Consider the following 20864-nt stretch of genomic DNA (forward strand, 5'->3'; position numbering starts at 1 on the left):
AACTCACGAGGCCGTCAGGCGTTTGGCCAGGTCGAGCATTTCCACCATCGACTTCACGTTGAGCTTGGCCATGATCCGGGTCTTGTAGGTGCTCACGGTCTTGGGGCTCAAATGAATTTCTTCACCGATCTGTTTGTTCTTGCAGCCGTCGGCGAGCATCTTCAGCACTTGCACTTCCCGGTCCGAGAGGCGCCCGAAGAGTTGCTCTTCGCTGAGCAGCAGGTTGTCGTTGGACGAAGTCGAGAAACTCAGGTCGGGAAAGTAGGCATAGCCCTTTCTCACGGCGTGCAGTGCTGCAACCAGGTCGCTCAGGTCGTCGCTTTTGGTGATGAAGCCCGAAGCACCGGCTTGCAGGCAGCGCTTGCTGTAAAGGCTGGCCGATTGCCCGGTCAATACCAGAACGCGGGGGGTGATCGGCAGGTGCTTGAGCCGGGCGATCACTTCCAGGCCGTTCAATCTGGGGATGCCGATATCCAGGATAACCAGGTCGGGGGCCAGGTTGCGCACCATCTGCAGAGCATCGATGCCATTGTCGGCTTCACCGACAACCTCGAGTTGTTCGCGTTCGAGCAACATTCTTACCGCGAGCCGGATCACCGGATGGTCATCGACGATCAGCGCCTTATGCATTACAGAAGTCCTTGGCATTACTGTGGTTGTGTCCTGGAGAGGGAGTACCTCCGATTGCCCGAGGAGGTTTCCAACGATAAGTCGAAACAGTTGGATTGAGTATCGGAAGTATAGAAGTGATGAAAAATTACGCTGCGATATCAGAATTTTCTGACAGGGAAATGGCGTGAACAGCAAAAAAAGGCTTCAAGTTGTTGCTTTCGACGCTCGCAGGTGCGCTTCGGGAGAGGATGCAGAAAGCCTGAGGCAGACCCTTTGAATCATGCACTTTGCATGACGATGCTTTTTTTTGCCTTGTGCAACCTTTTGAAACGGCGAGGCTTTTTCGATCCCTGGGGATGGCACAGCCCATGCACCCCTCCCTCTCAACACCCACTGTTGATGACGGGAGCTCGACAATAATGATTACAAATTCCGAAACGCATCTGTACAGCGCCGAAGTGGAAAACCACTCCGGTGTCTCATGGGCGGCGATACTGGCTGGCGCTGCTGGCGCGGCGGCGTTATCGCTGATTCTCATCCTGCTCGGCTTCGGGCTCGGTTTTGCGGTGGTGTCGCCGTGGGCGGGCAGTGGTGTGAGCGCAAAGGCCCTGGGCATTTCAACCATCGTCTGGCTGGCCGTTACCCAAATCGTCGCTTCGGGTCTTGGCGGCTACCTGGCAGGCCGGTTACGGGTCAAATGGGCGAGTGTGCATACCGACGAGGTCTTCTTCCGTGACACAGCCCATGGTTTTCTGGCCTGGGCCATTGCGACCCTGGTGACCGCGACCCTGGTGGCCGGATCGGTCAGCAGCATGATAGGTGGCGGTGTGCAGGCGGGGGCAAGCGTCGTGGCCGGTACCGCAGGCGCAGCGACCACGGCCGCTGCCAGCAAAGCCGAACCCTACGGCTATTTCGTCGATACCCTGTTTCGCAGCGATACCAACGCAGCGGTCAGCGATGATGCCTCCGATGCCATGGTCACGCGCATCATGGCCAAGTCTCTGGGCAACGACGGTCAATTGAGCAGCGAAGACAAAACCTGGGTGGCGCAACTGGTCAGCCAGCGCACCAACCTGACCCCGGCCCAGGCCGAACAACGAGTGGACCAGGTCTTCACCCAGGCCCGCCAGGCGATGGACAGCGCAAAAGCGGCGGCCAGGGAAGCTGCTGACCAAGCTGCAAAAGCAGCGGCATGGACGGCCTTGTGGATGTTCGTCGCACTGTTGTGCGGGGCGTTCTGTGCAAGCCTTGCGGCAACCTGGGGCGGTCGTAGTCGCGATGCAGTGATCGTGGTCGTTGACGACTACGTCAGTGCTCCCGTTCGTTGATACTGGAGAATTATCATGCGCTCATTACTCTTGTTCATGCTGGGTGTGCCAATTCCGGTGATCATCCTGATTGCCTTGTTCATGCATTGATTGCAATCGTGGGAACGAGGATCAGGAGGGTTACCCATGCAACTCGAAGGCTCCTGCCACTGCGGCGCCGTCAGCTTCAGCCTGACCAGCGCCCACCCATACCCCTACCAACGCTGTTACTGCTCGATCTGCCGCAAGACACAGGGCGGCGGTGGCTACTCCATCAACCTTGCCGGTGACGCCAACAGCCTCAAAGTGCGCGGCAGCAAGCACATCACCGTCTATCACGCCAAAATCAGAAGCGAAGGGCAGCGTCGCGCCCACACCAGCAGCGCCGAACGGCATTTCTGCAAGGAATGCGGCAGTGCACTGTGGCTGTTCAGCCCGGAGTGGCCCGAATTGATCCATCCCTTCGCCTCGGTCATCGATACGCCGCTGCCAGTACCGCCGGAGCACACGCACCTGATGCTCGACTACAAGCCCGACTGGGTGGAGGTGGATGCGCACCGGGGCGATAAACAGTTCGGCGAATACCCCGAAGAGTCCATCGCCCAGTGGCATGAGCGGTTGGGGCTCAGCCGCCCTTAATCGGAATAGGCAAAGTTGCGCAGCACTTCACCGTCCATGCGGTAGCGCACCCACTCGGCCTGAGGCTGTGCGCCAATCGAGTGGTAGAAGTCGATGGCGGGCTGGTTCCAGTCCAGCACGCTCCATTCGAACCGGCCGCAGCCGCTGTCGCAGGCCACGCGGGCCAGGTGACGCAGCAACAGCTTGCCCGCGCCACAGCCGCGGTGTTCGTTGGAAACGTACAGGTCTTCAAGGTACAGCCCGTTGCGGCCCTGCCAGGTGGAATAGTTGAAGAAATAAACGGCGAAGGCGATCGGCAGGTCGCCCTGGCAGCAGATAAGGGCCTTGGCGGTGGCGTCCGCACTGAACAGGCTCTTTTCGATGTCGGCGACCGTGGCGACGACTTCGTGTTCGGCTTTTTCGTAGATGGCCAGCTCAGTGATGAACGCCAGGATCTGCGCGGCGTCGGCAGGCGTGGCCGGGCGAATGGTCAGATTCAAGTGGAACTCCCTCGGGGGTTGATGCGGTCGATGCAGAAGCTACAGGGCCTTGGGGGGCTTGTCGATTTTCGCTGCATTCGTAAGTTTTGTGTGGAATTCATCGCTGGCAAGCCAGCTCCCACAGGGAATATACAACGCTCAACCCTGTGGGAGCGGGCTTGCCCGCGATCGGCCGCAGCGGCCGTCAATGACAGCAACTCTGCTCCCCAACCCTGGCCCCCTCATACTTGTCATGGTGCCGCACCCAATCCATGGTCCCACCCTCATTACGGCCCAGAGGCATCAAATCGAGGAAATTGTAAGCCCCCACCAGAATGTCCAACCCACGGGCATAGGTCGAATAGGTGTGGTAAATCTCACCGGCATCATCGCGGTAAAACACGCTCAGCCCCGGCAACTCGCGTTCCTGACCGCTATTGGCTTCGTAGTTGTAGGTGAACGTACCCGCATCAAGTTGCTCGGCACTGGCCGACACCTGAAAGTCTTCATTGAACGAGCTGCCATGGGATGACACCCAGGTGAACTGCCAGCCCATGCGCCGCTTGAACGCCTGGAATTCGGCGAAGGGCGCATGGGACACCGCCACCAGCGACACATCGTGGTTGGCCAGGTGCAGGTTGGCCCCGTCGAAATGGTCGGCCAGGAACGAGCACCCCGGGCATCCCTCGGTCCAGCCCTGGGCAAACATGAAGTGATAGACCGCCAGCTGACTGCGCCCGGCGAACAGGTCGGCCAGGGTCAGCCGCCCATCGGGGCCTTCGAAGATGTAGTTCTGGTCGACCTTGACCCAGGGCAGGGCGCGTCTGGCTGCGCTCAGCGCGTCGCGGTAGTGGGTGAAGGCCTTCTCGTGCAGCAGCAATTGCTTGCGGGCCAGCAGCCATTGCTCTCGGGATACCACAGTGGGTTTTGCGGTGCTCATGGCAGGTTCTCCTTCGGTGGTGACGCTTATCCTTTGGTCGTCTGGCGGCTATCGAATTCGACAGCGGTGACAAGGCTTTGTGTAAAAGCGACAAAAGGCATACCCAGGGGCGCCGCTTTCGATCACCCCGATAAAGAATCGATCTGGACAGTCGATAGCGAGGGATACCGCTTTCTCTATCCTTCAAAAGGCAATTTCATGTCGATCAGACAGCTCTCCATTCAATGGAAAATCACCCTGCTGGCCGGTTTGTGTCTGTCGGCAATCGTTACCCTGTTGGTGGGGCTCTCGCTGTATCGCATGCAGCACAGTTCGCAGCTGGTCAAAGAGTCGAGCATGGAAATGCTCAAGGAGTCGGCTCAATCGAGGATCGAGGCCCAGGGCGACGTGCAGGCGCTGACGATTCGTCGTCAATTCATCGATGCCTACCAGTACGGCAAGGGCTTTGCGCATCAGGTCGTGTTTTTGCGCGACCAGGCCGAGAAACGTTATCTCGACGCCTTCGTGGTGCGCGAAGACATGACGCACCAGATTAAGTCCGCACTCGAGGCCAACCCGGATCTGCTCGGGATTTCGTTGGTGTTCGAACCCAACGCGCTGGATGGCAAGGACGAGTTCTTTCTCACCCAAAGCAATTTGGGCAGCAATGAAAAGGGTCGTTTTGCCCAGTACTGGTCACAGCCCACCCCCGGCAAACTGACCTCCATGACGTTGCCTGAAAAAGACATCGCCGACACCAGCATCGGCCCGAGCGGCGAAGCGAACAACGCGTGGTTCACCTGCCCGCGCGCGACACTCAAGCCCTGCGTCATCGAGCCCTATTTCTACATGATCGATGGCCAGAACGTCTTGATGACCAGCATCGTCTTTCCCTTGTTCCTGGAAGGTAAGCTCATTGGCTCGCTGTCGGTCGACATCAACCTCAACAGTCTGCAAGCGGCCAGCCAGAAGGCCAGTCAAAGCCTGTACAGCGGCCAGACTGCTGTCAGCATCATCAGTCCGGCCGGCTTGCTGGCGGGTTTCAGCCCGGATGCCAGCAAGCTGAGCAAACGCCTCGATCAGGTCGACGCGGCCAACGGCGCAGAAATCGTCAAGTTGCTGGCGGGCGGCAGCGGGGTGCAAAGCCTGCATGCCGATCAACGCTTGAAGGTACTCGCTTCGTTCATGCCGATTCCGGATGGCAAGCCCTGGGGTGTGCTGCTGGACGTGCCGGAAAAGGCGCTGGTGGGGCCCGCAGAAGTACTCAAGTCGCAGCTCGACCAGCGCAGTGCCGACGGCATGAAGATCGAACTGGGCCTGGGCATTCTGGCCGCGATCGCCGGTTTGTTGCTGATCTGGTTGATGGCCCGCAGCGTGACCCGTCCCATCCTCGGCGTTGCGCGCATGCTCGAAGACATTGCCAGCGGCGAGGGCGATCTCACCCGTCGCCTGGACTATGCCAAACGCGATGAGTTGGGTCAGTTGGCCAGTTGGTTCAACCGTTTTCTCGACAAGCTGCAGCCCATCATCGGCGACGTGAAACGCTCGGTACAGGATGCGCGCAACACTGCCGACCAGTCCGCCGGCATCGCCACTCGGACAAGCGCCGGCATGCAGCAGCAGTACAGTCAGGTGGATCAGGTCGCCACTGCGTCCAATGAAATGAGTGCCACCGCCCAGGATGTCGCCCGCAGCGCAGCTCAAGCCGCCCATGCAGCCCGAGATGCCGATGTGGCGACACGCGAAGGCCTCAAGGTGATCGGCCAGACGACTGACAGTATCGATAATCTGGCAGCCGACATGAGCTCGGCGATGATTCAGGTCGAAGGCCTGGCGACCAGCAGTGAAAAAATCGGTTCGGTGCTGGAAGCCATTCGGGCCATCGCCGAGCAAACCAACCTGCTGGCACTCAATGCGGCCATCGAAGCTGCCCGCGCAGGTGAGGCGGGGCGAGGGTTTGCCGTCGTGGCCGATGAAGTGCGCAATCTGGCACGCCGTACCCAGGAGTCGGTCGAAGAGACCCGGCTGGTCATCGAGCATTTGCAGAATGGTACGCAGGAGGTCGTCAGTTCCATCAGCAAGAACCACCTCCAGGCACAAAACAGTGTCGAGCATGTCAACCAGGCGGCGACCGCACTGAAGCGAATTGGCGAAGCGGTCACGGTGATCTCGGACATGAACCTGCAGATTGCCAGCGCTGCCGAGCAGCAAAGTGCCGTTGCCGAGGAGATCAACAGCAACGTGGCGGCCATCCGCGATGTCACTGAGTCGCTCTCAGGGCAAGCCAACGAATCGGCGCGGGTCAGCCAGTCCCTCAATAGCCTGGCCAACCAGCAGCAGAGCCTGATGGATCAGTTCCGCGTCTGATGAGCAACGCTGCACCTGGAGCCCGCCAGAGGGCTCCAGCAATCCGTGAAGACAGCGCCGGATGCGAGTTTACTCGGCGTTGGTGGGCACCAGAAACCTGAGCTCGTACTGCTCGGCGATCTCCATTATTCGCGGCAGGTCTTCAGGGACTTTGAGTTGATCCACGGCAGCAAAAAACTTGCCGCCTCTGGAATCCGAGACAATGCCGAGAATTTTGGCGGTGGTGCTCAGGTTCTTGTAGGCATGTACGGTTCCAGCGGGGATATGCACGTAACCTCCGGTGGTTACGGTTGTGGACTTGCCCTCCACGGTCACCTCGACCTGGCCATCCAATACGTAGAACGCCTCGTCCCAGGGGTGAAAGTGCGGGGGTGGCCCGCCGCCTTGGATGCCCTCCTGAATATGCACTTCGAAAGGCTTGGTGGTATCTCCGCCGGCGAGAATAGTGACCTTTTCACCCACTACCTTGACCGGCTCGGGCGTTTTATCCGCCTCGATGATGTGAACGGTTCGCATGATGGACCTCCGCGGCAAGAGTCCGTGCTGTAGTTATTGAGCGTACACCTGGCGCAAACCCCACGCTGGAAAATTCAGGTCAAGCGCAAAGCTGCGCTTTAGTGGGTCAGGCGCGCCAAAACTGTCCTACAGTCTATGGGCTGTCGGCTTTGTGCATTGACGCACTTTTATCGAATAACAAGAGACTCGACCTATGACTTTCGAACCCCTTGCCAAATCATTGTTAGCAACGGCCCTGACGATTGCCTGCTCCTGTGCCCAGGCGGCATCCCAGGCTCCGGTTGCCGCCGAGAATGGAATGGTGGTCACGGCCCAGCACCTGGCCTCCCGCGTCGGCGTGGATGTGCTCAAGGACGGCGGCAACGCCGTGGATGCCGCCGTGGCGGTCGGTTATGCGCTGGCGGTGGTTTACCCGGCGGCGGGTAACCTGGGCGGTGGTGGGTTCATGACGATCCAGCTGGCCGATGGCCGCAAGACCTTCCTGGACTTCCGCGAAAAGGCGCCGCTGGCGGCCACAGCGAACATGTACCTGGACAAGGATGGCAATGTCGTCCCCGATTTGAGCACCAGGGGATACCTGGCCGTCGGTGTGCCGGGGACCGTGTCGGGCATGGAGCTGGCGCTCAAGAAGTACGGCACGATGAAGCGGGCCGACGTCATCGCACCGGCCATCAAGTACGCCGAAGACGGCTTCGTGCTGGAGCAGGGCGATGTCGATCTGCTCGAAACCGCGACAGACGTCTTCAAGAAGGACATGCAGGACTCCGGCGCGATTTTCCTGAGCAATGGCGAGCCGATGCAGCCCGGCCAGAAGCTGGTACAAAAAGACCTGGCCAAGACCCTGCGGGAAATTTCCGAGAAGGGCACCGACGGCTTCTACAAGGGCTGGGTTGCCAAGGCCATCGTTGATTCCAGCCAGGCCGGCAAGGGCATCATCACCCAGGCCGACCTCGACAAATACCAGACCCGCGAAATGGCGCCGATCGAGTGCGACTACCGCGGCTACCACATTGTCTCGGCGCCGCCGCCGAGCTCGGGTGGGGTGATCATCTGCGAAATCATGAACATCCTCGAAGGTTACCCGCTGGCTGACCTGGGCTTTCACTCGGCGCAGGGGCTGCATTATCAGATCGAGGCCATGCGCCATGCCTATGTCGACCGCAACAGCTACCTGGGCGACCCCGATTTCGTCAAGAACCCCATAGCGCACCTGCTGGACAAGAACTACGCGACGAAACTGCGCGCTGCCATCAACCCGCAAAAGGCCGCCGTTTCCAGCGAGCTCAAACCTGGCGTGGCGCCTCACGAAGGCAGCAACACCACGCACTATTCGATCGTCGACAAGTGGGGTAACGCGGTTTCGGTGACCTACACCCTCAACGACTGGTTCGGCGCCGGGGTCATGGCCAGCAAGACCGGGGTCATTCTCAACGACGAAATGGACGACTTCACCTCCAAGGTGGGCGTGCCCAACATGTATGGCCTGGTACAGGGCGAAGCCAACGCCATCGCCCCGGGCAAGGCGCCGCTGTCTTCCATGAGCCCGACCATCGTCACCAAGGACGGCAAGGTCGTGATGGTCGTCGGCACCCCGGGCGGCAGCCGGATCATTACCGCGACCCTGCTGACCATGCTCAACGTGATCGACTACGGCATGAACATCCAGGAAGCGGTCGATGCACCGCGCTTCCACCAGCAGTGGTTGCCTGAAGAGACCAACCTGGAACGATTCGCCGTCAGCCCCGATACCCTGAAGATCCTCGAAGGCTGGGGGCACAAGTTCACGGTTCCGCAAGACGCCAACCACCTTGCGGCGATTCTGGTCGGCGCGCCTTCGCTGGGCGGCAAGCCGGTGGGCAAGAACCGTTTCTATGGGGCGAACGATCCACGGCGCAATACGGGGCTTTCGCTGGGGTATTGAGTGAGAGAAAAGTCCTGATGCCGGGACTTGTGGAGCGGCGCAGTTTTATCCTCTGTGCCGCTCTCATGACTACAGTTGAATCTCTGTAATGGACGGCCCATCCCCAATTCGATCCGGAATCAGTTGCCGAATAACGGGCAGATTTCTCAGCGCCTCCGATACGGCAGGCTGATGTACTGGCGTACAGAGCACATGAATGTTGGGCCCTGCATCGAAGGTGGCGCATACCTGGAGTCCGTCACGGCGCAATTGCTGCACGTGATAAAAAACCGCAAGCGTTGCCGGCTGCCAGTAGAAAACAGGCGGGACGGACGTCATGGCGATCATGTGCAGCTCAATGGCTTCACATTCGACCGCATCGGCAAAGGCTGCAAAGTCCTGCGCCAGAATGGCCTGCTGGAGATTCTTCAGGCGCTCGGGCAGCAGTTTCTGGCGTGTCGGGAAGTGGGGGCTGCTGAGTGCGCGGCGATGGCCCTCCCGCGAACTTACCGATTTGGGTGAAGGATCGACCACTGCGATCAGGTCGTGCAGAGGCCAATGATCAGGAGGCGCAAACTGTCGAGGCGGGCTTTGCAAATCACCGGGATCGCCTGGCCATTGCACGAACCCGCCCAGTACGGAGCGAGCGGCTGAGCCTGAGCCGGAGAGACGAGCCAGAGCGCTCAGAAGATCGGTGGAGGGTGCCTGGCCGCAAAGGGAAGCGAATGCGAGTGCCAGGGCAGAAAAGCCCGAGGCCGAAGATGCGATGCCTGCACCGGTTGGAAAGGTATTGGCGGTGATGATGCGCAGTGGCTGCCAGAAATCGAAGTGATGGCGCAGGCGCAATACGTGTTGGGATATCCCCTTGCGCATGGGGCCGTTTGCGGGTACGAGCAGGCCATCTTCGCCTTTCCACCAAACCTCATCAGTGGCCTCGCAATCCAGCGTTTCCAATGTGCAGGTGCTTATGCAGCGACTCAGCGTCATCGAGAGCGAGGCGTTGACGGGAAACGTCTGTTCGGCGTCACTCATCCCCCAATACTTGATCAGCGCAATATTGCTGGGTGAGCTCACACTGACTGAGCTCATGGACGGTCCACTGACAGCCCGTCGACGGCAATGGTTGCCGTGAGCATGGGGAGGTCCTGCAACAAGTCCGTGACGGCTATCGGTCCGAACACCAGCAGGGCCCCGGCAGATGATCCGGATAATGCTCCCGCACCGCTGACCTTTGCCGCGCCACCGGCCTCTTCAATGTACCGAATCAAGGATTGAACGGGGTCGGGTACGACGCCCAGCTGTTCGAGCGAGCGCTGGTATTCACTAATGAGGGAGTAAAGCTGAGCACGATCACAACGTTGTCCTTGCAGCAGTGAAATGAATGCTTCGGTGGTTCGGCGCATTCTCGACAGCAGGGGGTTGTTGCGACCCGCCAGTTTCTGCCGGACGCTGGTAACGACCGCGCCCGTGCTCTCATTGGCGGTACCGGTGGTGTAAATCCGCAGATCGTTCAAGACAAGCCTTGCATTGGGCAGACTCGACAGGGCGAGGTCGCCGCTGGCGTCGGGGCTGAACCGCACAATACCCCCGTGCAAAATAGTCCGGTGATCGACACCCGATGGCAGGCCATGCTGGCGCTGCTCGATCTTGCGTGCCAGGTACTGAACCACCGCAGCCTCGGGCTGGCGACTCAGGTGGCTGATGATCGCGGCTGGAATGGACACTGCCAGTGCTGCCGAACTGCCCAGGCCTGCGCCAACCGGTATGTCGGAACGGACGGTGACCTTCATCCCTTGCGCATATTCAGGCCCCAGGTGCAGGAGTGTTTCGCCAATCGCGCATTTGACCAGATGATCGGTTTGCTGGCCCCTTAGCGCTGCAAAGGCGCTGGCAACAGGATTGCGCACATAGTTCTGCCACGCTTTTCGTGTCTGCAGGGTGTAATCCAGTACGGACTGACGTGAGTAGCAGCGATGGATGTCCACATCCGGCATACACAGTTCTACCAGTTGCGCATTTCTCGGTTGTATCTGAACGTGGCAATACAGACCCAGGGTCGCCACCACCGCAGGGCAATGGTGAACAACGGCGTGCTCGCCCATCAGAATGATCTTGGCAGGCGCGTGGGCCTGCACCTGGGTTGCGACCATGGCGTCAACGCCCCAGGCGCTCGTGAGCCTGCGCCAGATGGTGAGCAGCCTGCGCTGCCATGATCGACAGCTCGCCAGCCAGGACGAGTGCCCCCAGGATTTCCGCCAGGCGCAGGGTGTCGACACCGGGCGCCCTGGCGCCGGGGTTGATGCCCAGCAATGCCAGGGCCTCGCGTTGCGTGGACAGGCCTGTACCGCCTCCAACCGTCGCCAGCGGGGTATCGGGCAACAATACCGAGGCATACACCGCGCCATCTTCACGTGCTTCGATGCAGGTAATCCCCATGGCGCTTTCCGCAACCTGCGCGACATCCTGGCCCGTCGCGATAAAAAACGCTGAAAGCATATTGGCGTGGTGTGCATTGAAGCCGCTTGCTCCGGCCATGATCGAACCCAGCAGGTTCTTTCTGTACTGCACCTCGCAAAGCGGCTCGGCCCGGGTTTTCAGGGTCTTGAGCAAGGTGTCGGCACTGAGGCAAACCTCGGCAAAGATGCGTTTGCCCCGGCCATTGAGAAAGTTGATGGCGGCCGGCTTTTTATCAACACAGTGATTACCCGAGATGCTGATGCACTGCACGCCAGTGCCTGGCACGATCAAACTAGCGATCACTCGATCGCACGCCAGGGTTGCCATGTTCATGCCCATGGCATCGCCACTGCTGAACCTGAAACGCAGGTAAATCGATGTACCAACGACGGCCGGCGTAATGTCCAGCAACTTGAGGTAACGGCTTTGTGCCTCGCACTCATCCTTGATGTTCTGGTAGTGCTCGTTGATCCAGTTCAGAAACTCCTGAGTCTGCACGATGCCGCTGGAACGGAAGACCGGGGCACGGGTAATGCCCACATCCTCGACGCGCACGATTGCTCCACCGGCAGCCCGCAGCGCGCTGCAACCACGGGCGATACTGGCGATCAGAGCACCTTCGGTGGTGGCCATTGGCACGTAGATCGGTTCCTGAGCGCAGATGTGTTGGCCATTAACGAGCAAGGGGCCAACCACCCCTACAGGAATCTGCGTGGCGCCGATGAAGTTTTCGCACTTGGCGTGCCGTGGGTCGAATGTGTAATTGCCGGTAGCTTGCAGCGAGGCATGAGTCAAATGTTGCAGCGCTTCACGACGAATGCGCGCGGCTTCGTTGCAGGGCAGGTCGTCCGGTAGCTGATGCAGGCGGATGTCGCCTTTGATCAGCGCATTGACCCAATGATCGTTGGTGGCGTCAGGGGATGATTGCATGGCTGCGGACTCGGAGGCGTTGGCGTGCCAACTCTGCAGTGATGCTGCTATAGATAGGCCGGAAGGGGTACTGGCAGAAATGATAGGTATTGGTACCGGTTGTCGGGCTGGCGGGAATCTGTAGCCGCTGCCGCAGGCTGCGCTGGAGTCCCGCAGGGGCTCCCCGGCGATCTTGAAATCCTGCGCCTGCTTCGCACGCGAGCGCAGCCTGCGGCAGCGGCTACGCCGACCGTGGTGTGCCGTGAGCAAAGTGCCGAGTCTGATAATTAACTTGAGGGGGGGCGAGGGTAATCAGGACATTTTCCAATCATCGACCCAAAAATACGGAAATCCCTTGGCGCATGGTCTTTGCCTGGCCTGTGCTTTACCCTGACGGATTGTCGGTGTCCGGCACCGATCATCTGTCAATGGAGTTCCAGCATGTACCAAGACATAGCCACAGTAACTATCAGCGCCGAAGAGGGTGATCAGGCCGAGGCGGTCGACAATGAAAAGGTGGCCATTGGCCTGGAAACCGTGACCGAAGGCGTGATGAAAGTGCACTTCACCGGTAAACTGGCCGCCCCCGATGAGCCCACCCATATGTGCGTCACACTGAGCCAGGGCCTGACCTATCACGGCCCGATTGCCCGCGGCGAGGCCACCCCGGATGGCGGCTGGATCACGTTCGAGTGTGACATGCCCGACCCATCGCTCCTGGGTCTCTGCCCCCCGGCCCCAGCCGCACTATAATTAACCTGTGCTCGTATTTTCGCTGCGTTTTCGCGCGCGATGGGCACAAGGCGGCACAGCCAATAGGACTTACGCGAAAGAGGGTCCTGCGATGAAAAACCAATCCTTCCAACATTATTCCCACGATCTGGGAATGGTCTTCCACGATACCTGGATTACCGCCAAGGTGAAGTCAGCCCTGGCATTGTCCGAACCGACCCGCAACCTGCATATCACGGTCAAGACCCATGCCGGCAGGGTGACGTTGAGCGGCCGCGTCACCACCCATAAGCAGTGTGAACAGGCCATAAGTCGAGCCCACTCGGTGCATGGCGTCATCGACGTCGATGCCAGTGACTTGCAGACCCACATGATCACACCGGGTAGCTTTCCCGAGGCACCCGACGCCGAAGAAAGCCGTGAGTATCGGTCGCAATCGTCAGGCAAACCAGACGACAAATCATAATAACCTTCTCGTTCCCACGCTCTACTCCTCGTTCCCACGCTCTGCGTGGGAATGCATCGGACGACGCTCTGCGTCGAGCTCAGATTCGTTGACGCCGGAGCGTCTGGTACTGCATTCCCACGCAGAGCGTGGGAACGAGGGTTAACGCAGCCCCGTCTCCATCGCAGCCAGCCCCGGTTGCACACCTGCAATTCCCTCCCGCACCACCCCCTGCACAAAACGGATAGCGATCTGCACAAAGCGGATATTGCCCCGCGCGCCACCTCCATACCCTGCAATTGCATCCCGCGTAACAGTGCTGTGCATGGCGCGCAACAATCGGCCACGACAGCACGAAGCAAATCAAACAAGCAAAAAAAATAACAACAAGAGACCGATGCCATGCGAAACATCGATGTACATGAGGTGATCGACAACGCGCGCTTCAACCGCTTTCACTGGATGGTGCTGTTCTGGTGTGCCCTGATCATCATCTTCGACGGCTATGACCTGGTGATCTATGGCGTGGTCTTGCCGACGCTGATGAAAGAGTGGGGCCTGAGCCCGCTGGAGGCCGGGGCGCTGGGCAGTTATGCGCTGTTCGGCATGATGTTCGGTGCACTGTTTTTCGGACCGTTGTCGGACCGGATCGGGCGCAAGAAAACCATCACCCTTTGCGTGATGCTCTTCAGTGGCTTCACCGTGATCAATGGCTTTGCCAGCAGCCCGACCAGCTTTGGCATCTGCCGGTTCATTGCCGGCCTGGGCATTGGTGGGGTAATGCCCAACGTAGTGGCGCTGATGAACGAGTACGCGCCGAAGAAAATCCGCAGCACCCTGGTTGCCATCATGTTCAGCGGCTACTCGGTGGGTGGCATGTTGTCGGCTGGCCTGGGCATTGTGCTGATCCCCAGCTTCGGCTGGCAGGCGGTGTTTTACGTGGCGGGGCTGCCGCTGCTGCTGTTGCCTTTGATCATGTACTTCCTGCCCGAGTCGGTGGGCTTCATGCTGCGCCAGGGGCGCAATGACGAGGCGCGCAAGGTCTTGCAGCGCGTCGACGGCAACTATGTCGCCCAGGCCGGCGATAACCTGAACATGGCAGAAGTGAAGGGCACCGGCACACCGGTGTTGCAGCTGTTTCGCGAAGGCCGCGCCATGCGCACGCTGATGCTCTGGCTGGCGTTTTTCTGCTGCCTGTTGATGGTCTATGCCTTGAGCTCGTGGCTGCCGAAACTCATGGCCAACGCCGGTTACAGCCTGGGCTCGAGCCTGTCCTTCCTGCTGGTGCTGAACTTCGGCGCGATCTTTGGTGCGGTGGGCGGCGGGGTGTTGGGGGACAAGCTCAATCTGCCACGGGTACTGGCGGTGTTCTTCGCCATTGCCGCGGTGTCGATCACCTTGCTCGGTTTCAAGAGTCCGACTCCTGTGCTGTATGGACTGATCGCCATTGCGGGTGCCACCACCATCGGTTCGCAAATCCTGCTGTATGCCTGCGCGGCGCAGTTCTACTCCATGGCCATTCGCTCCACGGGGCTTGGCTGGGCATCGGGCATCGGTCGTAACGGCGCCATTGTCGGCCCCTTGCTGGGCGGTGCGCTGCTGGGCATCAGTCTGCCCCTGCAACTCAACTTCATGGCCTTTGCCCTGCCGGGCGCGGTGGCCGCCATCGCCATGACCCTGTTCGCCATCAGCAACCAGCGCCGCGCAGCCACGATTGCCGCGCCGCTTTCGGCGGCCCAGGCCTGAGTCCATAAGGAGCTGTTTGATGAAAGGTCTGCTGCGCGATTTTTCCCTGTCTGCCGCGGTCGCTGGCTTCATCGCCACGGTGATCTCTTATGCCGGGCCGCTGGTGATCATCTTCCAGGCGGCGCAAACCGCGCAGCTCTCCCAGGAGCTGCTGTCGTCCTGGGTCTGGGCTATTTCCATCGGCAGTGCGCTGTTGGGGATTGGCCTGAGCCTGCGTTACCGGGTGCCGGTGATCATCGCCTGGTCAGCACCGGGCTCGGCCCTGCTGGTAACGCTGTTGCCGGGGATTTCGATGAATGAGGCGGTCGGCGCCTATCTGCTCAGCAGCCTGATCATCTTTGTGGTCGGTATCTCGGGCGCCTTTGACCGCATCATCGGCAAGCTGCCCGGGGCCATTGCCGCGGCCATGCTGGCGGGGATCCTGTTCAGGTTCGGCACGGGTCTGTTCGTGTCATTGCAAGGCCAGCCAGTGCTGGTGCTGGCGATGTTCGCCACCTACCTGGTGTGCAAACGGCTGCTGCCGCGCTACGCGGTGATGGCGGTGCTGGTGGTGGGTTGCGCGATTGCCATGTTCACGGGGCAATTGCACAGCGAGGCCCTGGTCATTGGCCTGGCCACGCCTGTGTGGATTACCCCGCAGTTCAGCCTTGCCGCGGCGTTGAACATTGCCTTGCCGCTGGTGATGGTGGCGCTGACCGGGCAGTTCGTGCCGGGCATGGCGGTTTTGCGTGCCTCGGGGTACGCCACGCCGGCCAGCCCGATCATCGCCAGCAGTGCACTGGGCACGGCGCTGCTGGCTCCCTTCGGTTGCCATGGCCTCAATCTGGCGGCGATTACCGCGGCCATCTGCACCGGGCGCGAAGCCCACGAAGATCCGGGCAAACGCTATGTCGCCGGTGTCGTCGGTGGCCTCTGCTACCTGGTGCTGGGCATCTTCGGCGCCACCCTGGTTTCGCTGTTCACGGCTTTTCCCAAAGAGCTGATCGCCGCCCTGGCGGGCCTGGCCCTGTTCGGCGCCATTGCCGGTGCCCTGGCAGGTGCGATGGCCGTACCCAACGACCGCGAAGCGGCGTTGGTGACCTTTCTCACCACGGCCTCGGGCATGTCCTTGTTCGGTCTGTCCGCGGCGTTCTGGGGGCTGATTTTCGGCATGGCCGCGCACCTGCTGCTGAGTGCGCGGCGGCCCACGCGTGCCAGCCAACCGCGCAGCGCCGGGGAGGCGGCGCGCTGATCCAGTCCTTTTACAACCCATAACAAAAACAAGAGCACATCGATGAAACAGACTTCTCATGCAACTCGTACAGTGTTGTCCACGGCTGTCGCCTTGGGTTGTTCCAGCCAGCTGATGGCCGCCGAAAGCGGTTTTATCGAGGATGCCACGGCCACCTTGCAGGCGCGCAACTACTACTTCAGTCGAGACTACTCCGACATCGTTGGGGCCAATCAGCAATCGAAGGCCGAGGAGTGGGCCCAGGGTTTTATCTTCAACGCCAGGTCCGGCTATACCCAGGGTCCGATCGGCCTCGGTGTCGATGTTATCGGTCTGCTCGGTATCAAGCTCGACAGCGGCCCGGACCGGACCAACACCGGCTTGTTGCCGGTGCACAGCGATGGCCGCGCCGCCGATGAGTACAGCCGCCTGGAAGGCACCCTGAAGCTGCGCTATTCGAAGACCGAACTGCGCGTCGGCGAGCTGCAACCCAACTTGCCGGTGCTGGTCTTCAGTGACATTCGCCTGTTGCCGCCCAGCTACCAGGGCGCAAGCATCACCTCAGGCGAGATCAACGGCCTGACCCTGCAAGGCGGCCACCTGAGCTCCACCCACCTGCGCAATGAAGCGGGCGACGAGAAAATGCAGGCCATGCTCAGCTACGTGCCGCAACGCCAGGCCAGCAGTGACGCCTTTAACTATGGCGGCGGCGATTATGTCTTCAACGACAAGCGCACCACCGTCAGCGCCTGGTATGGGCAACTGGAAGACATCTACAACCAGCGCTTCCTGGGCCTCAAGCACAGCCAGCCCATGGGCGCGTGGACACTGGGCGCCAACCTCGGCTACTTCGACGCCAAGGAGGATGGCAAGGACCTGCTGGGCAATATCGACAACCAGGCCTTCTACTCCCTGCTCTCGGCCAAACGCGGCGGTCATACCTTCTACATCGGTTACCAGGGCATTTACGGTGAGAGTGCCTTCCCGCGGGTGTTCGCCAACATCTCGCCCCTGGGCAACGAAGTGCCGACCTACGAGTTCGCCTCCACCGACGAGCGCTCCTGGCAGGCACGCTACGATTACGACTTCGCTGCCCTCGGCGTACCGGGCCTGACCAGCACTGTGCGATACATTACCGGGAACAACGTCGACACCGGCAAGGGCTTTGAAGGCAAGGATCGCGAGCGCGATCTGGACCTGGGCTACGTAGTGCAGAGCGGTACCTTCAAGGGGCTTGGCGTGCGGGTGCGCAACGCCATGGCGCGCTCGAACTACCGCAGCGATATCGATGAAAACCGGCTGATCTTCAGCTACACCTGGACGCTGCTGTGAGCCGCCTGGAAGCGGGCGTGACCCGCAAAGCCTGGGCGGGATCGGCGCTGGTGGTGGCCGCTGGCGGCGTGGTGCTGCTGGCGGGCGGCGAGGGCACGCAACTGTTGTGTGCCGCAGCGATCAACGGCTTGCTGCTGGTGGCGGCCATGCTCTATCACCGCCAGCCGGTGCGTGTGGTGGAGGTTGTCGTGGAGCGCGAACCTGCGCCGGCGCCGATGGTGCTGCTGCCCCCACAGCCAATACCAGTGGCCGAGCCGGTCTGGCCGGGCGCCCAGGTGCAGAGCGCACTTGAACAACTGACCCGGCTGGTGCTGCAAACCGAGGACGACATGCGTTTTGCCGACCAGTTGGCACGCGGCGCAGGCGAGCGGGTACAGGCCAGCGCTGTGAGTATGCAATCTTCGGCGGCCGTGCTCGGCGATCTCGATCAGTACCTGCAGCGCCTGGACCAGGTGTTCGATGAGTTGGGCAGCCAGTCGGTGCGTATCGGTGCAATTGTCGGCAGCATCCAGGACATTTCCCGCCAGACCAACCTGTTGGCGCTCAATGCCGCGATCGAAGCCGCGCGGGCCGGTGACCATGGCCGAGGGTTTGCCGTGGTGGCGGACGAGGTGCGCAATCTGTCGCGTCAGGCCGCGGATTCCAGTGCGCAGATCCGGCAGATCGCCACGGGCCTGGAACGCTCGGCGGAGGATGCCCGTCAGGGTCTCGAACAGTTGACCGATTCGACGCGCCTGGGCCTGGACAAGGCCGAAGTGGCGCTACAGTCGATGGGAGAGTTGCGCAGTGGCGCGGTCGCCAGGGTGGAAGTGGTGGAGCGCATCATGCAGCGCCTGGCCAGTTTGCATGCATTGGCCGTGCAGGCGACCCGGATAGCGGCATGAACAGGTCACTGCTCGGCGCCTCAGGTGCCCGAGCAGTTGCCCATTACCTGGTAGGTCAGTTCATGGGTGTTACCCTGATGGTCGATGTAGACCATGGTCGCCGGAACCACGTCGCAGGCGGTCGAGGTGGAGGTGATCGATACCACCTTGGCGATGTCCAGGGTTTGCGATTTTGGTGTGTGGGCGGGGTCGTTTTCGGCCGCCATGACTGCGCTTGTGGTCAGGGCCAGCAACAGGCTCAACAAGGTCTTCATTGTTTTTTCTCCGTGGTGTTTCGATGAGTCAATTCTATTCCTGTGGGGATATGGTTAAAGGGGACTGCGCTTGATGCAGTGTTACGTCAGATGCAACAGTCACTGCCGCTGGAGGGCCCATGGACTTGCTTAACAACCTGCGGGTATTCGTGCGTGTCGCCGATGCCGGCAGTTTCACCACCGCTGCGCAAAGCCTTGATTTCTCCACGGCCCAGGTCTCCCGGCTGGTGGCGGAACTGGAGCAACACGTGCAGGCACGCCTGCTGCAGCGCACCACCCGGCGCCTGAGCCTGACCGAGGCCGGTGAGCGTTTCCTGCTGCGGGCCCGGCAAATTCTCGACGACATGGCCGAAGCCACCGAGGAGGCCCGTGGTGCTCACCTCAAGCCCAGTGGCCGATTGCGCCTGCACTGCCTGACGGGGCTGGGCGTGCTGATGACCCCGCTCATTGCCCGGTATTGCGAGCTGTACCCGGACGTGGTGGTCGAGCTGACATTGTCGCAACGCAACCCCGACCCCCTCGAAGAAGGGCACGATGTGGTGATTTCCATTGCCCAGGCGCTGGCCGATTCGCAATTCGTCGCTCAGGCGGTCGGTCGAATCTACAGCGTACCCTGCGCCTCCCCGGCGTACATTACGCGCCGTGGCCTGCCCACGCACCCCGAGCAACTCCATGGGCATTGCTGCCTGCGCATGATCGATCCGTTGTACGGCGATGAGTGGGTATTCCATGACGAGGCGGGCGAGCACGCGGTGATCCCCGGCAAGACCTTCCAGAGCAACGTTGCCGAAGCGATGGTCAGCGCCTCGGAGGCGGGCATGGGTATCAGCCTGTTGCCGTTCTATACCGCGACCCGGTCGCTGCGCGAAGGCACACTGCGGCGGGTGCTGGGTAATTACCGGCTCCGGGAGCGCAATGTCTATGCGCTGTATCCGTCCAGGCGCTTTCTGGATGCCAAGGTCAGGACCTGGGTGGATTTTCTCAAGGAGGAACTGCCCAGGCTTTTCGCCGAGCATGAGCGGATCGTCGATGATAGGATTGGCTGATTTCTCCGCAACCGGAAGGGCCTGGCCATGCACAACCTCTCCCTGCAAGACACCGCCGCGCCGCAAGGCGTTTGCTATGGCTGCGGCAGCGAAAACCCCCACGGGCTGCACATCAAAAGCTTTTGGCATGAAGATGGCGTGCACGTCATGGCCGAACATCTGCCGGATGCCAAATATTGCGGCTGGCCGGACCTGGTCTACGGCGGGCTGATCGCCATGCTGGTCGATTGCCATTCGAACTGGACGGTCATGGCTTACCACTACCGTGCCGAGCATCGCGCGGTGGGCAGCCTGCCGCGTATCGACTGCGTCACGGGCAACCTCGGCATCAAGTTCATCAAGCCGACCCCCATGGGCGTCCCGCTGACCTTGCGGGCGAAGGTGGAAGGTGAGGTGGGCCGCAAGAGTCGTGTCATCTGCGAGGTCTATGCGGGCGACGTGCTTACGGCCGTGGGCGATTCCATTTTCGTTCGCGTCGATACCGGGCAACTGGCTGCTGCTGCCCATGGGCGCGAGGCTTGACTCATACAAGCTCCTGCCAATGCGTCTTGAGACCTCCTCGTTCCCACGCTCTGCGTGGGAATGCATCCAGAGACGCTCTGCGTCGTGCTCTTGAGGGTCGATGCAGAGCGTCTGGCACGGCATTCCTNNTGGCACGGCATTCCCACGCAGTGCGTGGGAACGAGAAAAGATGCACGCGGTAGCCGCTACGCCACCTGCTTACAACCCGCCACCAGCCTCACGCTCAGGACTCATGCCCTCAGCGCCATCCAGCAACGCATCGACAATGGCCTTGGCTGTTTCGATCGAATGCATCGTCGCCCATATCAGGCCTTTCTCGTGGACACCGGAGCATTCGGTGGCGGCGTGAGCCGTATCGACTGCGCATTTGAGAAAGAGCGATGCATGGACCAGCGCGTCTTCGGCATTGATCCCGGCGCGTACGGCGAACAAGGGTTCGTGGCCGGCGTCGCAGGAGCCGAAGGGGGTGGTGACGGTTTTGAGAATAGTGCCGGCGGGTGGTGGATCGGGGACGATTTTGATCATGGTAAAACTCCTTCGTATAGATGGGAGCCATCACCGCCTGCCGCCAAGCAGGTAAGGGTGACGGATTGCGCAAGGTTGGCGGAC

Annotated in this window: 20 protein-coding genes and 2 pseudogenes; 13 read left to right on the top strand and 9 right to left on the bottom strand. The window is 60.7% G+C overall.

Annotation, left to right across the window (positions count from 1 at the left end; all coding sequences use genetic code 11):
- Positions 1-3 precede the first annotated feature (3 nt).
- Positions 4-630 carry a response regulator transcription factor gene (locus tag F2S13_RS13960; RefSeq protein WP_166361711.1) on the bottom strand — a complete coding sequence of 209 codons (627 nt, stop codon included), beginning with the start codon at positions 628-630 and terminating at the stop codon, positions 4-6.
- A 401-nt stretch (positions 631-1031) separates the two neighbouring features.
- On the opposite strand from F2S13_RS13960, the gene F2S13_RS13965 reads away from it, so the two are divergent.
- The gene (locus F2S13_RS13965; RefSeq protein ID WP_166361713.1) at positions 1032-1940 is read left to right on the top strand and encodes a hypothetical protein; all 909 of its coding nucleotides are present in this window, start codon (positions 1032-1034) and stop codon (positions 1938-1940) included.
- A 126-nt stretch (positions 1941-2066) separates the two neighbouring features.
- A complete protein-coding gene (locus tag F2S13_RS13970; RefSeq protein ID WP_166361715.1) occupies positions 2067-2558 on the top strand; it encodes a GFA family protein in 492 nt (163 codons plus the stop codon).
- Here the strand turns inward: F2S13_RS13970 and F2S13_RS13975 are convergent.
- Positions 2555-3037, bottom strand: a complete 483-nt coding sequence (locus F2S13_RS13975; RefSeq protein ID WP_166361717.1) for a GNAT family N-acetyltransferase — start codon at positions 3035-3037, stop codon at positions 2555-2557. The two genes, F2S13_RS13970 and F2S13_RS13975, sit on opposite strands and share 4 nt — an antisense overlap.
- A gap of 184 nt (positions 3038-3221) precedes the next feature.
- Positions 3222-3956: a DUF899 domain-containing protein gene (locus F2S13_RS13980; RefSeq protein WP_166361719.1), complete on the bottom strand. Its 735-nt coding sequence runs from the start codon at positions 3954-3956 to the stop codon at positions 3222-3224.
- A 519-nt stretch (positions 3957-4475) separates the two neighbouring features.
- Here F2S13_RS13980 and F2S13_RS29820 point away from each other — a divergent pair.
- Together F2S13_RS29820 and F2S13_RS29825 are read left to right on the top strand one after the other, a co-directional pair.
- Positions 4476-5444, top strand: a pseudogene (locus F2S13_RS29820) (PDC sensor domain-containing protein); the annotation flags it as partial.
- A gap of 102 nt (positions 5445-5546) precedes the next feature.
- Positions 5547-6302: a methyl-accepting chemotaxis protein gene (locus F2S13_RS29825; RefSeq protein ID WP_425500231.1), complete on the top strand. Its 756-nt coding sequence runs from the start codon at positions 5547-5549 to the stop codon at positions 6300-6302.
- A gap of 69 nt (positions 6303-6371) precedes the next feature.
- On the opposite strand, the gene F2S13_RS13990 is transcribed toward F2S13_RS29825, so the two are convergent.
- Entirely contained in the window at positions 6372-6818 is a 447-nt protein-coding gene (locus F2S13_RS13990) for a cupin domain-containing protein (protein ID WP_166361723.1), read from the bottom strand.
- A 193-nt stretch (positions 6819-7011) separates the two neighbouring features.
- Between F2S13_RS13990 and ggt the strand changes: the two genes are divergently transcribed.
- Complete coding sequence (ggt, locus tag F2S13_RS13995; protein WP_166361725.1) at positions 7012-8739, top strand: gamma-glutamyltransferase; 1728 nt, start codon at positions 7012-7014, stop codon at positions 8737-8739.
- Between the two features lie 69 nt (positions 8740-8808).
- On the opposite strand, the gene mvaD is transcribed toward ggt, so the two are convergent.
- Genes mvaD through F2S13_RS14010 form a run of 3 tightly spaced genes read right to left on the bottom strand, consistent with a single transcriptional unit; the run spans position 8809 to position 12105 of the window.
- The gene (gene mvaD, locus F2S13_RS14000; RefSeq protein WP_281354550.1) at positions 8809-9807 is read right to left on the bottom strand and encodes a diphosphomevalonate decarboxylase; all 999 of its coding nucleotides are present in this window, start codon (positions 9805-9807) and stop codon (positions 8809-8811) included.
- On the bottom strand, positions 9804-10868 hold the full coding sequence (locus F2S13_RS14005) for a mevalonate kinase family protein (RefSeq protein WP_166361729.1): 1065 nt from the start codon (positions 10866-10868) through the stop codon (positions 9804-9806). The genes mvaD and F2S13_RS14005 overlap by 4 nt, the downstream gene beginning before the upstream one ends.
- Before the next feature lie 4 nt (positions 10869-10872).
- The gene (locus F2S13_RS14010; RefSeq protein WP_166361731.1) at positions 10873-12105 is read right to left on the bottom strand and encodes a hydroxymethylglutaryl-CoA reductase; all 1233 of its coding nucleotides are present in this window, start codon (positions 12103-12105) and stop codon (positions 10873-10875) included.
- Between the two features lie 420 nt (positions 12106-12525).
- On the opposite strand from F2S13_RS14010, the gene F2S13_RS14015 reads away from it, so the two are divergent.
- The 6 genes and pseudogenes from F2S13_RS14015 to F2S13_RS29830 form a co-directional block, all read left to right on the top strand.
- Positions 12526-12837: a hypothetical protein gene (locus tag F2S13_RS14015; protein ID WP_166361733.1), complete on the top strand. Its 312-nt coding sequence runs from the start codon at positions 12526-12528 to the stop codon at positions 12835-12837.
- A 91-nt stretch (positions 12838-12928) separates the two neighbouring features.
- The gene (locus tag F2S13_RS14020; protein ID WP_166361735.1) at positions 12929-13282 is read left to right on the top strand and encodes a BON domain-containing protein; all 354 of its coding nucleotides are present in this window, start codon (positions 12929-12931) and stop codon (positions 13280-13282) included.
- Positions 13283-13663: 381 nt separating this feature from the next.
- Positions 13664-15007, top strand: coding sequence for an MFS transporter (locus tag F2S13_RS14025; RefSeq protein WP_166361737.1), 1344 nt, complete (start codon positions 13664-13666; stop codon positions 15005-15007).
- Positions 15008-15026: 19 nt separating this feature from the next.
- On the top strand, positions 15027-16238 hold the full coding sequence (locus F2S13_RS14030) for a benzoate/H(+) symporter BenE family transporter (RefSeq protein ID WP_166361739.1): 1212 nt from the start codon (positions 15027-15029) through the stop codon (positions 16236-16238).
- Between the two features lie 42 nt (positions 16239-16280).
- Entirely contained in the window at positions 16281-17549 is a 1269-nt protein-coding gene (locus tag F2S13_RS14035; protein WP_166361741.1) for an OprD family porin, read from the top strand.
- Between the two features lie 491 nt (positions 17550-18040).
- Positions 18041-18433: pseudogene (locus tag F2S13_RS29830) on the top strand (methyl-accepting chemotaxis protein); the annotation flags it as partial.
- A 20-nt stretch (positions 18434-18453) separates the two neighbouring features.
- Here the strand turns inward: F2S13_RS29830 and F2S13_RS14045 are convergent.
- Positions 18454-18687 (bottom strand): DUF2790 domain-containing protein, encoded by a 234-nt coding sequence (locus tag F2S13_RS14045; protein ID WP_166361743.1) that lies wholly within the window; start codon positions 18685-18687, stop codon positions 18454-18456.
- 119 nt (positions 18688-18806) lie between these two features.
- Here F2S13_RS14045 and F2S13_RS14050 point away from each other — a divergent pair, with 119 nt between their 5' ends.
- Both F2S13_RS14050 and F2S13_RS14055 read left to right on the top strand, forming a co-directional pair.
- Positions 18807-19733 (top strand): LysR family transcriptional regulator, encoded by a 927-nt coding sequence (locus F2S13_RS14050; RefSeq protein WP_166361745.1) that lies wholly within the window; start codon positions 18807-18809, stop codon positions 19731-19733.
- 27 nt (positions 19734-19760) lie between these two features.
- Entirely contained in the window at positions 19761-20255 is a 495-nt protein-coding gene (locus F2S13_RS14055) for a PaaI family thioesterase (RefSeq protein ID WP_166361747.1), read from the top strand.
- Positions 20256-20453: 198 nt separating this feature from the next.
- On the opposite strand, the gene F2S13_RS14060 is transcribed toward F2S13_RS14055, so the two are convergent.
- Positions 20454-20780, bottom strand: a complete 327-nt coding sequence (locus F2S13_RS14060) for a DUF3077 domain-containing protein (RefSeq protein WP_166361749.1) — start codon at positions 20778-20780, stop codon at positions 20454-20456.
- Between the last annotated feature and the right edge of the window lie 84 nt (positions 20781-20864).

It is taken from the genome of Pseudomonas akapageensis (assembly GCF_011355085.1).
In the GTDB taxonomy this organism is placed as follows: domain Bacteria; phylum Pseudomonadota; class Gammaproteobacteria; order Pseudomonadales; family Pseudomonadaceae; genus Aquipseudomonas; species Aquipseudomonas akapageensis.

What these genes read in the sequence shown, in the direction of transcription:
- F2S13_RS13960 (WP_166361711.1), bottom strand. Translation starts at nt 630, where the DNA reads ATGCATAAGGCGCTGATCGTCGATGACCATCCGGTGATCCGGCTCGCG.
- F2S13_RS13965 (WP_166361713.1), top strand. Translation starts at nt 1,032, where the DNA reads ATGATTACAAATTCCGAAACGCATCTGTACAGCGCCGAAGTGGAAAAC.
- F2S13_RS13970 (WP_166361715.1), top strand. Translation starts at nt 2,067, where the DNA reads ATGCAACTCGAAGGCTCCTGCCACTGCGGCGCCGTCAGCTTCAGCCTG.
- F2S13_RS13980 (WP_166361719.1), bottom strand. Translation starts at nt 3,956, where the DNA reads ATGAGCACCGCAAAACCCACTGTGGTATCCCGAGAGCAATGGCTGCTG.
- F2S13_RS29825 (WP_425500231.1), top strand. Translation starts at nt 5,547, where the DNA reads ATGCAGCAGCAGTACAGTCAGGTGGATCAGGTCGCCACTGCGTCCAAT.
- F2S13_RS13990 (WP_166361723.1), bottom strand. Translation starts at nt 6,818, where the DNA reads ATGCGAACCGTTCACATCATCGAGGCGGATAAAACGCCCGAGCCGGTC.
- ggt (WP_166361725.1), top strand. Translation starts at nt 7,012, where the DNA reads ATGACTTTCGAACCCCTTGCCAAATCATTGTTAGCAACGGCCCTGACG.
- mvaD (WP_281354550.1), bottom strand. Translation starts at nt 9,807, where the DNA reads ATGAGCTCAGTCAGTGTGAGCTCACCCAGCAATATTGCGCTGATCAAG.
- F2S13_RS14005 (WP_166361729.1), bottom strand. Translation starts at nt 10,868, where the DNA reads ATGGTCGCAACCCAGGTGCAGGCCCACGCGCCTGCCAAGATCATTCTG.
- F2S13_RS14010 (WP_166361731.1), bottom strand. Translation starts at nt 12,105, where the DNA reads ATGCAATCATCCCCTGACGCCACCAACGATCATTGGGTCAATGCGCTG.
- F2S13_RS14015 (WP_166361733.1), top strand. Translation starts at nt 12,526, where the DNA reads ATGTACCAAGACATAGCCACAGTAACTATCAGCGCCGAAGAGGGTGAT.
- F2S13_RS14020 (WP_166361735.1), top strand. Translation starts at nt 12,929, where the DNA reads ATGAAAAACCAATCCTTCCAACATTATTCCCACGATCTGGGAATGGTC.
- F2S13_RS14025 (WP_166361737.1), top strand. Translation starts at nt 13,664, where the DNA reads ATGCGAAACATCGATGTACATGAGGTGATCGACAACGCGCGCTTCAAC.
- F2S13_RS14030 (WP_166361739.1), top strand. Translation starts at nt 15,027, where the DNA reads ATGAAAGGTCTGCTGCGCGATTTTTCCCTGTCTGCCGCGGTCGCTGGC.
- F2S13_RS14035 (WP_166361741.1), top strand. Translation starts at nt 16,281, where the DNA reads ATGAAACAGACTTCTCATGCAACTCGTACAGTGTTGTCCACGGCTGTC.
- F2S13_RS14045 (WP_166361743.1), bottom strand. Translation starts at nt 18,687, where the DNA reads ATGAAGACCTTGTTGAGCCTGTTGCTGGCCCTGACCACAAGCGCAGTC.
- F2S13_RS14050 (WP_166361745.1), top strand. Translation starts at nt 18,807, where the DNA reads ATGGACTTGCTTAACAACCTGCGGGTATTCGTGCGTGTCGCCGATGCC.
- F2S13_RS14055 (WP_166361747.1), top strand. Translation starts at nt 19,761, where the DNA reads ATGCACAACCTCTCCCTGCAAGACACCGCCGCGCCGCAAGGCGTTTGC.
- F2S13_RS14060 (WP_166361749.1), bottom strand. Translation starts at nt 20,780, where the DNA reads ATGATCAAAATCGTCCCCGATCCACCACCCGCCGGCACTATTCTCAAA.